The sequence below is a fragment of the Acetobacter sp. AC2005 genome, assembly GCF_037901235.1.
Taxonomy (GTDB): Bacteria; Pseudomonadota; Alphaproteobacteria; order Acetobacterales; family Acetobacteraceae; genus Acetobacter; species Acetobacter oryzoeni.
In genome coordinates this window covers 54234-67917 of record NZ_CP149626.1, presented here as the reverse complement: position 1 = coordinate 67917, position 13684 = coordinate 54234, and the positions used below count along the sequence as shown (strand labels likewise).

Annotated in this window: 13 protein-coding genes and 3 pseudogenes; 4 read left to right on the top strand and 12 right to left on the bottom strand. The window is 53.3% G+C overall.

Annotated features, from left to right (window positions below; all coding sequences use genetic code 11):
• Positions 1–53 precede the first annotated feature (53 nt).
• Complete coding sequence (locus tag QQM41_RS13300; protein WP_087652266.1) at positions 54–293, top strand: hypothetical protein; 240 nt, start codon at positions 54–56, stop codon at positions 291–293.
• Positions 294–727: 434 nt separating this feature from the next.
• On the opposite strand, the gene QQM41_RS13295 is transcribed toward QQM41_RS13300, so the two are convergent.
• The 3 genes and pseudogenes from QQM41_RS13295 to QQM41_RS13285 all read right to left on the bottom strand — a co-directional run.
• Positions 728–1219: a type II toxin-antitoxin system YhaV family toxin gene (locus tag QQM41_RS13295; RefSeq protein ID WP_012813161.1), complete on the bottom strand. Its 492-nt coding sequence runs from the start codon at positions 1217–1219 to the stop codon at positions 728–730.
• 2 nt (positions 1220–1221) lie between these two features.
• A complete protein-coding gene (locus QQM41_RS13290; protein ID WP_012813160.1) occupies positions 1222–1554 on the bottom strand; it encodes a type II toxin-antitoxin system PrlF family antitoxin in 333 nt (110 codons plus the stop codon).
• A 296-nt stretch (positions 1555–1850) separates the two neighbouring features.
• Positions 1851–2090 (bottom strand): annotated as a pseudogene (locus QQM41_RS13285) (integrase core domain-containing protein); the annotation flags it as partial.
• A gap of 93 nt (positions 2091–2183) precedes the next feature.
• On the opposite strand from QQM41_RS13285, the pseudogene QQM41_RS13280 reads away from it, so the two are divergent.
• A pseudogene (locus QQM41_RS13280) lies at positions 2184–2786 on the top strand (IS1380-like element IS1380A family transposase); the annotation flags it as partial.
• Between the two features lie 261 nt (positions 2787–3047).
• Here QQM41_RS13280 and QQM41_RS13275 read toward each other — a convergent pair.
• Entirely contained in the window at positions 3048–4070 is a 1023-nt protein-coding gene (locus QQM41_RS13275; RefSeq protein ID WP_339076906.1) for an IS110 family transposase, read from the bottom strand.
• An 87-nt stretch (positions 4071–4157) separates the two neighbouring features.
• Here QQM41_RS13275 and QQM41_RS13270 point away from each other — a divergent pair.
• Positions 4158–4949: pseudogene (locus QQM41_RS13270) on the top strand (IS1380-like element IS1380A family transposase); the annotation flags it as partial.
• Positions 4950–5114: 165 nt separating this feature from the next.
• Here the strand turns inward: QQM41_RS13270 and QQM41_RS13265 are convergent.
• On the bottom strand, positions 5115–5516 hold the full coding sequence (locus tag QQM41_RS13265) for a PIN domain-containing protein (RefSeq protein WP_339078201.1): 402 nt from the start codon (positions 5514–5516) through the stop codon (positions 5115–5117).
• Positions 5517–5554: 38 nt separating this feature from the next.
• A complete protein-coding gene (locus tag QQM41_RS13260; RefSeq protein WP_035366454.1) occupies positions 5555–5752 on the bottom strand; it encodes an AbrB/MazE/SpoVT family DNA-binding domain-containing protein in 198 nt (65 codons plus the stop codon).
• Positions 5753–6055: 303 nt separating this feature from the next.
• Between QQM41_RS13260 and QQM41_RS13255 the strand changes: the two genes are divergently transcribed.
• Positions 6056–6232, top strand: a complete 177-nt coding sequence (locus QQM41_RS13255) for a hypothetical protein (RefSeq protein WP_339078200.1) — start codon at positions 6056–6058, stop codon at positions 6230–6232.
• Between the two features lie 50 nt (positions 6233–6282).
• Here QQM41_RS13255 and QQM41_RS13250 read toward each other — a convergent pair whose 3' ends face one another.
• The 6 genes from QQM41_RS13250 to QQM41_RS13225 form a co-directional block, all read right to left on the bottom strand.
• Positions 6283–6591, bottom strand: a complete 309-nt coding sequence (locus QQM41_RS13250; protein ID WP_339078199.1) for a hypothetical protein — start codon at positions 6589–6591, stop codon at positions 6283–6285.
• A gap of 112 nt (positions 6592–6703) precedes the next feature.
• The gene (locus QQM41_RS13245; protein WP_339078198.1) at positions 6704–9889 is read right to left on the bottom strand and encodes a type I restriction endonuclease subunit R; all 3186 of its coding nucleotides are present in this window, start codon (positions 9887–9889) and stop codon (positions 6704–6706) included.
• On the bottom strand, positions 9886–11118 hold the full coding sequence (locus QQM41_RS13240; RefSeq protein ID WP_339078197.1) for a restriction endonuclease subunit S: 1233 nt from the start codon (positions 11116–11118) through the stop codon (positions 9886–9888). The genes QQM41_RS13245 and QQM41_RS13240 overlap by 4 nt, the downstream gene beginning before the upstream one ends.
• Positions 11111–11416 (bottom strand): nucleotidyltransferase family protein, encoded by a 306-nt coding sequence (locus QQM41_RS13235; protein WP_168455094.1) that lies wholly within the window; start codon positions 11414–11416, stop codon positions 11111–11113. The genes QQM41_RS13240 and QQM41_RS13235 overlap by 8 nt, the downstream gene beginning before the upstream one ends.
• Complete coding sequence (locus tag QQM41_RS13230; RefSeq protein WP_168455095.1) at positions 11413–11817, bottom strand: nucleotidyltransferase substrate binding protein; 405 nt, start codon at positions 11815–11817, stop codon at positions 11413–11415. The genes QQM41_RS13235 and QQM41_RS13230 overlap by 4 nt, the downstream gene beginning before the upstream one ends.
• Entirely contained in the window at positions 11814–13427 is a 1614-nt protein-coding gene (locus QQM41_RS13225) for a class I SAM-dependent DNA methyltransferase (RefSeq protein ID WP_339078195.1), read from the bottom strand. Before QQM41_RS13225 ends, QQM41_RS13230 begins: the two co-directional genes overlap by 4 nt.
• Between the last annotated feature and the right edge of the window lie 257 nt (positions 13428–13684).

Here is a 13684-nt window from a genome sequence, read left to right as displayed (position 1 = left end):
ACAATAAGGCTCACATCAGAATGTCGAGACATTGGTCATCAGATCCATATTTCGTGGATGCGCTTGATAAATATACTGCCCTACGGAACGCTGGACAAAAAACTCTCGAATTAGACCTGGATGCGATTGAAGAAGTTATCTCAAATAGGGATGGCCCAGCTTATCGCCTGTTTGATGCCATGGTTAACATTAAGGAAACGGAAGGAGATGAAGGTTATCGTGGTGCACCGCGCATTTTGCTGGCAATTCTTGAGCACCTTGGCGAGATTTCCAAACAAAAACAGACAGATTAATACCGCATCATCAATGTATGCATATCCCGTTGTTCCTGTTCGTTTAGCACATCTTCATAATGGTTTAGCGGGATATTGATATTATCGCAGGTAGGTATGGGGAAGAGGGCGGAGTTTGAAGTCAAGTAAGTTTAAGTAAAGTAAATGGCCGGCTTTGCCATTTCCTGATGACATTCAGGCGTGATTAAACTGATGGATATCCGAAGTAATCAGCGCGATATAGTCCTGCTATCATCGCGCTTGATGCCTAACCGTCAAAACTAGTTAGCATGCTGCCAACGTGATTTACGGTCGAGGCTTCGTGTGTCCCCAACCGCCATTGCGCTATTGGATTTAAGCCTAATGGCGAAAACGCATCCTTAGCATGGTTCAGGCGCAGCCCACAGTCCGATCCAAAGGACAATATGCAATGCTGTAACGTTAAACTGCATTCGTCACGAATTTGGAGGAGAGGACTTACCCAGCCGGTCAACTGTAGCCTGATCGGACGCAGCTGCACAAAGAGCGTCCCAATCGTCTGGCGGGTTGCCCTTCTGTAGCATCGCCTTGAAAACTTTGTAAGCGTCAGTCCTTGAACCATAGGTGCGCAATTTCGTCTCATCGTTCACCCAAGCGAAGATGATTATTTTCTCGGCCGAACTATAGCGGAAGAACAGGCGAAAGCGACCATTCCCGAACTTTGCCCTAAACCAATGCTTGTGCGCTTCACCAAGCGTTCCGCCTTGTCTATAGACGGTTGCTGTCGGATCGGCAGGGATGGACTGGAAGATCAGCTTGTTCAAAGCGGCCAATAACTTCGTGCTCGGTTTCTTTTGATATTCGTGGGGCTTTTTTTCCTTCAACTCTTCAACAGCGCCGATGAGCTTTTCCAACTGATCGAGAAAGAGCGGATGCGCTAGGATGGTCCAGCCATTAATCGTCAGCATGGTCAGAGCGCCACATCACCTTCAATCTCATCATCGAGATCAACGTCCATATTCCCGACAAGCGCGGCTACGCGATCAGGCAGACTGGCAGGTAAGTTGACAAGGCGTGAACGGGAATGGTCGAGCATGTCCTTCTCCAGAAATTCGAGGAAGCGCTCAACGACTGGATCGCTTGTCTCTTCTGTAGCCTTCTCGACATGAACACGGCGCTGATCGTCCACGACGAACGCAATACGCCCACCATAGTCTACACCTAAAGCCTTCCGGACGCTCTTGGGAATAGTCGTCTGGCCCTTAGCGGTGATAGTGCTTTCTGCTTTCAGCAAGTCGACCATGGCTTAACTCCAGTTTTAACTTTCTTCATAAGTAAGGAAATCCCCTTACTTTGTCAAGATGGTCATGCCTAGGATCAGGACCTAATGATTTGATTGCGGAAATCTGATTCAGGCTCTGTGAAGTGACTGGAGATGAGCGAGCTGTTTTGGCTGACGAACGAACAAATGGAGCGTCTGCGGCCCTTTTTCCCAAAGAGCCACGATAGAAGCCCGTGTTGATGAGTGTCCCAACTGATAGAGGTGGACCCGTCTGTTCGGACAGTTTTTGGGTTTGAATAAGCTATACCCGGTTGTTGTTATGCCGCCATTCTGACGGCGTTGCTGTTGGCCATCTGGTCCGGGGTTAACCCCGGACCAGATGGCGTCGGCACGCCATGATACGCCTCATCAGGCGTTCGTCCAGCCAGGGCCGTATGGGGACGTTGCCCGTTATAATGGGTGATCCATTTCGTGAGCCCCACTCGAAGTTCTGATCCGGTCTCAAATGCGTGCAGGTAGACACATTCGTATTTCAACGACCGCCACAGACGCTCGACGCGGAAATCTCACAGAAGGGTTGTACATCGGGTTAGATTATGAAAAAGTCTATTTTGTGTAAAAGAAATTTCCATAATCATCAAGAAAACCCGATGCAGACAGAGTGTAGCGCAGGCGCGTATGAGTTTCCAGCCTCCTGTGGACGGCGTGTTGTGGCCCGTTTTGACGGGGGTCGCATGAGTTCGGATGGGGGCGTCATTCTGGTGAAGCAGGCTGATGACATTCTGGGGCTCAGCCGCCGCTTTGCTGCCTGTTTTCGCGATAAGCGGCATCCCGGCTTTGTGGAATACCGGGTTGAAGACCTTGTCCGTCAGCGGATCATGGGCCTGGCACTGGGCTATGAAGATCTCAATGATCACGATGCCCTGCGGCATGACCTGATCTTTGGTCTGACCTCGGGCCGTCTGTCAGGAGGCCGGGCAAACTGCGCAGCACTGGCCGGAAAATCCACGCTGAACCGGCTGGAGCGCAGTGGCCACAAGGCAGATCGTTACTGCCGCATCATTGCTGATCATGAGGCCCTGGCTACCCTGTTCGTCACGCTCTTCCTTGACCAGCATGAGCACGCACCCGCCCGGATCGTTCTGGATGTGGATGCCACCGATGACCGTATCCATGGCCATCAGGAAGGCCGCGCCTTTCATGGATATTACGGCCATAACTGCTATCTTCCCCTGTATGTCTTCTTCTGTGGTTGCCGTCCGTTATGCAAGAGTTTTCTGACCCATATTGACGTGTGATCGTGTGCGGTCTTCTGTAAGGCCTGTTGATGTGGCCTTTCAGAAGCCACTGGCCGGTATGGTGATCAGCGGATCAGATCCAAATCTGCGGGGCGTGCTTGAAAGTACGAAAAGACATACTGGTTTTTCCGATCCGGATCAAACGATCATGCGCCCATTCAGGTCATCGCCCTCTCACACCCCTACCGGTTCCATCCGCGGGAGCCGAGCCATCGCTCAGGCTGCCACGGACAGGGCCGGATCCCGATAATCCTCCTGTTTCGTTGCCATGGCCCAGATTGCCCTTGCCATCCTGTTGGCCAGGGCAATCGCTACCAGCATACGGGGCTTGCGGGCCAGCATCCGTGCCAGCCAGCTTCCCGGTGCTGGGCCCTTGCGACTGGCCCAGTTCACCTGGGTCATGGCACCCATGATGAGAAGCCTGCGGATATCAGCCTGTCCGGCTTTTGATATCCTCCCCAGCCTTTCCTTTCCGCCAGATGAGAACTGCCGGGGCACCAGTCCCAGCCACGCAGCAAAGTCGCGCCCGCGCCGGAAGGTCTGCAGGTCAGGCGCAAAAGCCTCAACCGCAAGAGCGGTCAGAGGACCCACTCCAGGCATGCTCTGCAATCTGCAGGCGGTTTCACTTCCCTGGGCAAGCATCCTGATCTTCTTTGTTCTGGCATCAATTCGCACACTCTGCTCCGAAATCTGTTGCAGCAGATCAAGGCATTCCTGCCTTACAAGCTCTGGCAGAACTGCCTCATCCAGCATGGCCTCAATGCGTTTGATATGCGCAATCCCCTGTGGCACGACGAGACCGAATTCATACAGAACGGCACGCAGGGCATTCACCAGTTCCGTGCGTTGGTGCACCAGACGCTCGCGGGAGCGAAAGAGAACGCTTCGGGCCTGCTGCGCTTGAGTGCGCGGTTCGACAAAGCGCATTTCCGGCTGACGGGCCGCAATGACGATCGCTTCCGCGTCGGCAGCATCGTTCTTCTGCCGCTTCACGAAAGGCTTCACATACTGCGGAGCGATCAGTCTGACCTCGTGACCAGATGCCGCCAGTTCGCGGGCCCAGTAATGCGCGCTCCCGCACGCTTCAAGAACGACCAGAGCAGGCGGCTGCGTTGCCATGAACTGCATAAACTGCTGACGACGCAGCTTTTTGCGAAACATCACCTCGCCCGCACGCGAAGCTCCATGAACCTGGAAAATGGTCTTTGCCAGATCAACGCCAATCACTGTATCCTTCATCTGCCGTCCTTTCACGCGGTTGTTTTTACTCAACGACCATTCTGGCACATTGCGATGCCGTGCGGGGAGGACGGCAACCACCCCATCTGCGGGGACCATCTCCTCAGCGCTACCCTGCGCACGGCAGACAGGGACCCGGGGAAGGAAGCACTGGCAGACATCCGCCGGATCGTGGAGCAGATCAGGAGCCGTTGGCCCCGGGTGCGTATCCTGGTGCGTGGGGACAGCGGTTTCGCCCGGGACAGTCTGATGACATGGTGCGAAGACAACCACGTTGACTTCCTGTTCGGGCTTGCAGGCAACACCCGCCTGTATGACCGGATTGCCTCTTTGTCCGCTGAGGTTCGTGACGAAGCCGCCACGACAGGCAGAGCTGCGCGCGGTTTCGCCTCCTTTGACTGGATCACAAAGGACAGCTGGACGCGCCGCAGGCGGGTCATGGCCAAGGCCGAATGGCGCCACGGCAACCGCTATCATCGCTTCATTGTCACCACGCTACCGCAGGGAATGTCCGACCCCCGCCATCTCTACGAACAGATTTACTGCGCACGCGGGGATATGGAAAACCGCATCAAGGAATGCCAGATGGATCTGTTCTCAGACAGGACCTCGTCCCACACCATCCGGGCCAACCAGCTCCGGCTGTGGTTCTCGGCCGCAGCCTATGTCCTGCTGACCGCTCTGCAAAGACTGGCCCTTGGCCAGACCAGCCTGGAGACGACGACCTGTGGCACCATACGCGCACGACTGCTCAAAATCGCGACACGTGTCACGCTCAGCGTCCGTCGGATTGTCCTGTCCATGCCGGACATGTTCCCCTGTCAGCATGAATTCGCCCTCGCTCATGCACGATTGCGAAGGCTCCGGCAGGCCATCTGAAGAAACAGACAGTGCACAGACCACATAGCTTCCACCAACACTGCCTTCTCAGGCCGTGACACCCTCACTGCGTTCAGAACCCGCCGCCAGAAGCAGAATATCGTCAATATTCCAGATCGGGCTCCTGTGGGATGACTGAATTCTACAAAATGACCCGAAATTGCCTCAAGTGTGAGAAATCAGCGTCAATCTTCTGTCTTCTGTCTTCTGGAAGGGGTTTATTATGGTTATCATGTCAAAAATCCTCTGGCCATTCTGCATATCTTCGGACAAGAGGGTTTCAATGCCATTTTCTATGGCACAGGCCAGAATCATGGCGTCATAGGTCTGGAGCCCATACCGTTCGATGATGGCCCAGCCACGGCTGTAAACAGCTTCTGTGATGGGATGGATTGTGACCAGTCCCCGGAAGTCCGCAATCAATGTTTTGATGTCGTCCAGTGGAAGTCTGGTTTTACGCCTGAGTGTGTTTGTGGCTTCGTTAAGTGTCTGAACCGAGATATGGCAGTCCTGATGTAGGAGAAGGCTGTCCGCAATCCCGGCCTTTTCTGTTCCTTCTTCCATCATGGCATACAGAAGGATGTTCGTATCCAGAAAGAGAGACATTAGCCTTCGGGGCGCTCAAACCGAAACCCGGAAGGCAGCTTCTTTCCAATCTCTTTTAGGGAGCGGAGCGCTTCTTCCCGGGATTTCAGGCGTGTGAAGACGGCATCCACATTATCGCCTTCCTGCAAACCGAGTTGCTTGACGATATGAGAGGGAATGCGCACGGCAAGGCTGTTACCCCATTTAGAAACCTGCATAAGAACCTCCTGCGCAATGGTATCCAAATAAAGATAATGTATATCCATTATCAGGGTCCAATGCAAGATTTCTCTTAACGCCTATGTAAAAGGGTTTCCTGCCACGGGAAATTCTAAGCCATCAATTTCGTATGCCGATAGCCAAAATAGCTTTTGCGGAGAACGGATAACTTGAACGGGATTTATACTCTATTGGGATTAGCGATTGGTCCTGACTTAGCTATAACGTCGAATATCCATTTTAAATGATGCTCTTCAAGATAGATTTGCGGGCGACCTCCATATATCTCTGGATCGCTTTTCATGGTTCCTGAAAGTTCCACAGGCATATTTTTAGATAAATATTCCTCTGAATTTCCACTTGTATGTTTAATAATATTTGATAAATGGCAAACTATAAAAAGATTATCATTTGGAATATTTTTTAATGCAGGGTCTTTTTGTCCTAAAGTCTCTAATGCACGCTTGAGTTTTTCATAATTTCCAAGATTTGCAGGTTCTGTTTTTTGATTTTCCTGATGATACCATTTCTAAACTGAAGTTTCCCAGTAATGATACGCAGTCAGCACAAATGAGCGGCGGAGTTCCAAAAGCGCTTCCTGAAGACGTTCGATATCCAACTCGAGGATTTCGTTCTGTTCCCAGAATACGTCCCCGTCTTCGTCACGCTCTCCGACAAAAACACCGCTCTCTTCGTATGTCTTCAATTCCGTTTCCTTGGAAGAGATAGCCTTTTGAAGGCTGTTCTGGCCGCTTTGAGCCGCTAGCCAAATACAATCAAGACCACTTTGATATATGTATCCGCGTAGACTGAAGACGAATGGGAGTTTGGTGGGCATGTCTATTATGCAACATGAAAAATCGTAATTAGACAGTATAAGGAAGTCGAGCTTGCTAGTCGGTCAGTTTCTAGGTGGATGTTCTGCTTTCTTCCGCCCATGATCGCCATAGTTACAGTTCTCCCTGACCAGCCCAAATGGGCGCGAACTGCTCTGCCTGACGCAGGATGTGTTTGACCGCTTCTGCCTCCATGTCCGGTGGATATCCATAATGACGAAGCAGACGTTTGACAGAAGTCCGCATTTTGGCCCGCGCCTGCGCCATGACGGTCCAGTCTACAGTGGCATTTTCCCGGATGGTTTTCACAAGTGCTGTGGCGATAACCCGCAGGCTCGGGTCTCCCATGGCTTCCTTGGCGCTCTTGTTCTGCGCCAGAGCATCATAGAAGGCGATTTCTTCCTGCGTCAGCCCAAGTTCCTCGCCCCGATCACGTGCAGAGGCCATGTCATGTGCCATGCTGATCAGTTCATCCAGGATCTGGACTGATGTCAGGGCATTGGCATGGTAGCGGGCAACGGCCTGTTCCAGTCGTTGCGAGAAGGCTTCGGCTTCCGTGATATTGGAGCGGGTTCTGCTGCGGATCTGACCCTCCAGCAATTTCTTGAGCGCCTCAATGGCGAGATTGCGCTGAGGCATTTCGCGCACTTCCTGCAAGAAGGCATCCGAGAGGACGGAAATATCAGGTTTGCCAATACCTGCTGCTTCTAGGATGTCGATGATATCGGTTGAAATGACCGCCTTGCTGACCAGCTGCTTGATGGCCAGTTCGCGTTCCTGCGCACTGCGTCCATCACGACCTGTGCTCACGCTCTTAACCAACGCCGCCTTTATGGCCTCAAAGAACCCGATTTCATCGCGCAGCTTCGTGGCTTCATCACTGGCAGATGCCAGCGCAAAGGCCACGGAGAGTGCCTTGACCGCATCGGGGTAGCGTTTCTGGGCAGCCTTACGCTCTTCATCATTTTTGGCCTTTGCCATGGCCCGATGCTGCTGCCCCAGAATATAGTTAAGCGCTCCACCCATGATGGACAGCTTGTCCTGGGTCTCTGCCCCTTCTTGCAAAGCTGGACGGTAGTCAAACCCGCCAGCCTGACCCGGGTTGAACATGGCCCGCACGACTTCGTAACGCTCCTGCAAGGCACGTATGGCCTCGCCCTCGTCAATGCCGACCTGTTCACGATCTCCAGCGGAGTATTCGCCCAAAGCTGCCTTCAGGTTCTGGGCAAGACCGATATAGTCCACCACTAGACCACCGGGTTTGCCCTTGAACACACGGTTGACGCGGGCAATGGCCTGCATCAGCCCATGCCCGCGCATGGGTTTGTCTACATACATGGTGTGCATGGAAGGAACGTCAAAACCCGTCAGCCACATATCGCGCACAATGACCAGTTTGAGCGGATCGTTGTTATCTTTCATGCGCTTTGCCAGAAGCTCTCGCCGAGCCTTGGGCTTTTTACCAATATGAGGCTGGAACGCTGCGGGGTCGGATGAACTGCCGGTCATCACCACCTTGATGGCGCCTTCATTGTCATCATCACTGTGCCATTCAGGACGCAGGCGAATAATCTCATCATAGAGAGCCACACAGATCGCCCGGCTCATGCCCACAATCATGCCCTTGCCTTCAAGAGCGGTCAGGCGGTTTTCAAAATGGGTCACAAGGTCTTCGGCTATCCTGCGCAGGCGGGGCTCCGCTCCAACCAGCGCCTCTACCCGCGAGTATTTCTGGCTGAGCTTGTGTTCCTCATTTTCAGAAAGACCTTCGACAATCTCGGCCAGTTCATCATCCAGATCTTCTTTGATGTCTTCATCTAGTTCGATGCGCACAAGGCGGCTCTCGTAATAGATGGGCACGGTTGCGCCATCCTCGACCGCCTGCGCGATATCGTAGATGTCGATGTAATCGCCAAAGATGCTACGGGTGTTCACGTCAGCATTTTCAATGGGCGTGCCGGTAAAACCGATAAAGGACGCATTGGGCAGGGCATCGCGCATATGTTTGGCAAAGCCGTAGGAGACCTTGCCCGTCTGGCGGTCGAATTTGGCTTCCAGTCCATACTGACTGCGGTGCGCTTCATCCGCCATGACCACCACATTGCGCCGATCGGTCAGCATGGGCAGGCTGGTTTCGCCCTCTTTGGGCTGGAATTTCTGCAAGGTGGTGAAGATTACACCACCCGAGCTGCGCCGGAGCAGTTTTTGTAAATCTTCCCGGCTGTCCGCCTGCTCCGGTGTCTGGCGCAAAAGAGCCTGTGCGCTGGAGAAAGTGGCGAAGAGCTGGTCGTCCAGATCATTGCGGTCTGTCAGGACAATGATGGTAGGATTTTCCATCTCCGGGTGGCGGGCAATCACACCAGCATAGAAAGTCATGAGCAGGCTTTTGCCTGACCCCTGCGTATGCCACACCACGCCAACCTTGCGATCTCCGCCTGGGGCAGAAGCCCGCACAGTCTGCGCCACGGCTTTTCGACAGGCATGGAACTGGTGGTAGCCTGCCAGAATTTTGATGGGGCTGCCGTTTTTCTCGCCAAACAGCACGAAGTCATGGATCAGGTTGAGAAACCAGCGAGGCGTAAACACACCGCGCAGCACGGTTTCCATTTCCTCCTGATTCTTTGCAACCAGTTCTTCCCCGTCCACGGTGCGCCAGGGCATGAAGCGGTCACGGTCGGCTGTCAGAGAGCCAATACGCGCCTGGGTCCCATCCGAGATCATCAAGGCTTCATTGAAGCGGAACAGGGATGGAATAAAGCTGCGGTAGGTCTGGAACTGGTTCCAGGCTGAATCAAGCGTGGCGTTCTCGGAACTAGGGCTTTTAAGTTCTACCACGCCAAGCGGCATGCCATTAACAAACAGCACGAGATCTGGCCTGCGGTTGGCTTCGTCCTTTTCAACAACGAACTGGCGCACGACCAGAAAGTCATTGTTTTCCGGGTTCTCAAAATCCAGCAGACGAACCCGATCACCAGACTGGGTTCCATCCTTGCGTACCACATCTACCGGCACACCGTTGACCAGATAGTCATGTAGGCGGCGGTTTTCGTCCACATGGTCCGGCGTGTCTTCCCGCATCAGGGCCAGCAGTGCTTCATCCTTTGAGGCCTGTGGTAAATGCGGATTCAACTTGTTTATCGTTGTCCGCAGACGTTTTTCCAGAACAACATCCGACAATGAGGCCCGTTCAGGCTTTTTTCCGCCGGGGGCAATATCTGGACCCCAGGCAATGGTATAGCCACATTCACGTAGAATATCGCAGGCCCAGTCCTCGATCTCGTTTTCGGACAGAAAACTCATGCCGCGTCTTCCACCATCTTTTTAGCATCCCGGATGCTGATTTCGCCGGACATCAGTTTGGGAAGAAGTAAGTCTCGAAGTTGGGCTAGCGTATCTATTTCACGTATATTTTCGGATTGTTTTCTGAGCATAGGATCTATCATTTTGAGATAAAGGTTAACCACATCATTTTTATTTGGAGTGCAGATAGTCTGTTCAATAAAATCAGGCCAGTGGCCTTTATATTCCTGAAATTTTTGCTTCCCAAGAGTTGCAAAAAATATCCATTCAGATGGAAAATTTTTACCTTTAAAAGGAATGACATTTTGAATTGTAGAAAAAGGGAAGTCGATTAATTTTTGTGTGCATGTATGGTTTGCAAATGTACAAACTCGTTCGGTAGGACTTGCTGCAATATTGGGTGCATTATTATGGTATCCGATAATGCCATTTTTCCCTTGATCGAGAACTGGTACTTTTCCTGATAATGCTAAGTCTTTCTGACTGTAGAGCTTTCCAACTTTCAAGCGTTCAACACAGTCTCCAATGCGTGAGATTTTCCATCCTTTGGGCTTTTCCTCATCGTCCAGCCTATCGGGAAAAAGTTCCCACAGTTCTGGTGCGAGGTAAGGGGCTTCTCCGGCCATTTTTGCCCGTGCTGGGCCGAAATCGACAAACCAGTCCCGAAACAACGCCCGCGCCATCGCCTCCAGCGTCTCGTTCGTCCGACGGTTGAGGTCGATCTTGTCGTCAATGGAAGATAGTAAAATTCCGATGCGTTTCTGTGTATCAAAAGAGGGATAGGAAATAGGAACCGATCTGAGAGCTTTTTGACTGATTCCCGGAACGGTTGTGCCTGTCGAATAGCTTTCGAGTATGTTCTGCTGTGATGGAGAGGATAACAAGTAACGCAGAAAGGTGTTGTCAAGAACACCGCTTTTCCCACGCAAACAAACGATGCGCTGGCCTAAGGCATATTGGACAGTTTCTTCTGTAAGCTGGATAACTTCGCCCATAGGGCCTTCTGTCGTCATCACAACATCGCCAACGTGCGGCAAACCTCTCACCATCCATTTCGAATAATAATCGGAAGCGATTTTTTGTTCGATGGGGTGAAGCAATCCGCTAGTTTTTACGACTTTTGCGGAAAGAACCGGTATTCCTACTGACGATTTCGGCGGACTCTTCCCTCGATAGTCTAATAGGGCTTCGAGGCAGTTCTCGAGAACATCGTCTTGCCAATCAGTCATGAAATATGATGCCTGAGTTATCAATTATGTTTTGGAATGCCGCATCGGCTTGCGCCCAATCCAGCACATCGACTTTCCACGGGAGATCGGACTCTGAAAACGCCTCTTCGAGCCGCGCGCGCGTTTCCAACGGCAACGGTTCGTCCCCCATAACCGCCAGATCCAGATCAGAGAACGGCTTGGCCTTCCCTGTCACGCGCGAGCCAAACGCCCGGACCTCCCGGTCAGGCACAATCTCGTTGAGAATACGCAGCACGATGGCCCGCTCTTCGGGCGTGATGTCGATCCGGTCCGTCACGCGGTCCGGTCTTTCAGAACAGCCAGCAGGAACGCCGCCTCGTCGATAAAATCCGGGATCGTCGCCACAACCTGCTTTGCGGAGGCCTCGTTATAGGTGTGGCTGGTCATGTTCCGCATCTTGCGAAACACGCTCCATTGCGGCCATGCGCTTTTGAGAAGCCCGGCTTCATTGGCGGAGCGGATCAGGTCCGGAAAGCCCATGCGGTCATATTCCTCGGGAGAGGCAGAATTGGCTTCCAGAAAGCGCTTCAGGGTCTTGTGGCTGAGTTCATAGGTAAATTCGAAACGCTGAATTAACCCGTCGCGCAACTGCTCGTCGTCTGGGTGGGCCACATGCCGCGCCCAGCCTTCCTTCAGACGACCCAGCGCCCGTTCCAGTGGAGTAAGATACAGGGTCATGAAGCCTCCTGCGGGACGATCAGCTTCAGAGACGCGGTGATTTTCGCGTTCAGTTCCTCGCCCTGTTGGAACTGCTCCTGCAAGGTTTTCTCCAGCGCCGCGAAGCGTTCCGCAAAGGGCACGCTGTCTTCTTCAGCCTCTTCCGCACCGACATAGCGGCCGGGTGTCAGCACAAAGCCGTGCTGCTCCACCTCGTCGAGCGTGACGGACTTGCAGAAGCCGGGAACGTCCTCGTAGGGGGCCGCGTCCTGCTCGCCGCGCCAGGCATGGTAGGTGTCGGCGATGCGGGCGACGTCCTCGTCCGTCAGTTCGCGGCGGGTGCGATCGACCATCGTGCCGAGCTTGCGGGCGTCGATAAACAGCATTTCCCCGCGACGGTCCCGCCAGCCTTTGGGGTTTTTGGTCCGGGTCAGGAACCACAGGCAGGCCGGAATCTGGGTCGAATAGAAAAGCTGGCCGGGGAGGGCCACCATGCAGTCCACGACATCGGCTTCCACCATGCGGCGGCGGATATCGCCTTCGCTGTTCTGGTTGGAGGACATGGAGCCATTGGCCAGCACCACGCCAGCGGTGCCATCTGGGGCCAGATGCCACAGAATATGTTGGAGCCACGCATAGTTGGCATTGCCCGCAGGCGGCTTGCCATATTGCCAGCGCGGGTCTTCCTCCAAGGAAGCATTCCACCAGTCCGACACGTTAAAGGGCGGGTTGGCCAGAATATAGTCAAAGCGCAGGTCTTTCAGCTCGTCACGCAGAAAGCTGCCTTCATTGTTCCAGCGAATGTCCGCGCCAATACCCCGCACCGCAAGGTTCATGCGGGCCAGACGCCATGTAGTGTGGTTGCTCTCCTGCCCGTAAATGGCAATGTCACCCAGCTTGCCCCCGTGGGTTTCCACAAAGCGTTCGGACTGCACGAACATGCCACCAGACCCACAGCAGGGGTCATATACCCGGCCCTTATAGGGTTCGAGCATGGAAACCAGCGTGCGCACCACGCTGGAAGGCGTGTAGAACTCACCCCCACGCTTCCCTTCGGCTCCGGCAAAACCACCGAGGAAGTATTCATACACCCGGCCCAGCACGTCCCGCGCCTTATCCTCCGTATCGCCCATGCCAATGTCGGAGATCAGGTCGATCAGCTCACCCAGCATGACGGTATCAAGGGCCGGGCGTCCGTAATCCTTTGGTAGCACGCCCTTGAGCTGTTCCGGGTTGGCTTTCTCGATGGCCAGCATGGCCTCATCAATCATCTTGCCGATATTGGGCGAGCGGGCATTGTCCTTGAGATGAGACCACCGAGCCGTCTCCGGCACCCAGAAGATATTCTCGGCCAGATATTCGTCAGGATCTTCCGCTGCTGCCGGGTCTTCCAGCATCAGTTCAGCATGCCGGGCTTCAAATGCAGTGGAGATGTAGCGCAGGAAGATCAGGCCAAGGGCCACATGTTTGTAGTCTGAAGGCTCAAGGTTCTTGCGCAGCTTGTCCGCCGCCAGAAACATCTGCTGTTCAAAGCCCAGTGTTGCGGTCGCTGCCTTGGCCTTGCGTGCTTTGGTGGTTTTCTTAGGAACAGAGGCAGCATCAGGGTTTTTACGTGGACGACCGCGTGGCATGAACACAAAGCCTTAATATGACAATAAATTAGAGCTGCATTTTGGCCTATTCTAGCCGTCTGGTCGAGTAGGAAGGGCAGGATTGTGGGTTTCCGTTACAAGATAACCGTCATAAGTCGACGTACTGATCGTATTGGTAGCAAACTTATCGGCGAACATGGAACAGATCCTGCAAATGCTCTCAAATTCTATTGCTCGTGAAATCAACTTGCGGAGAAAAGCTGAACTCCATTGATACCATAAATGACACAGATAAG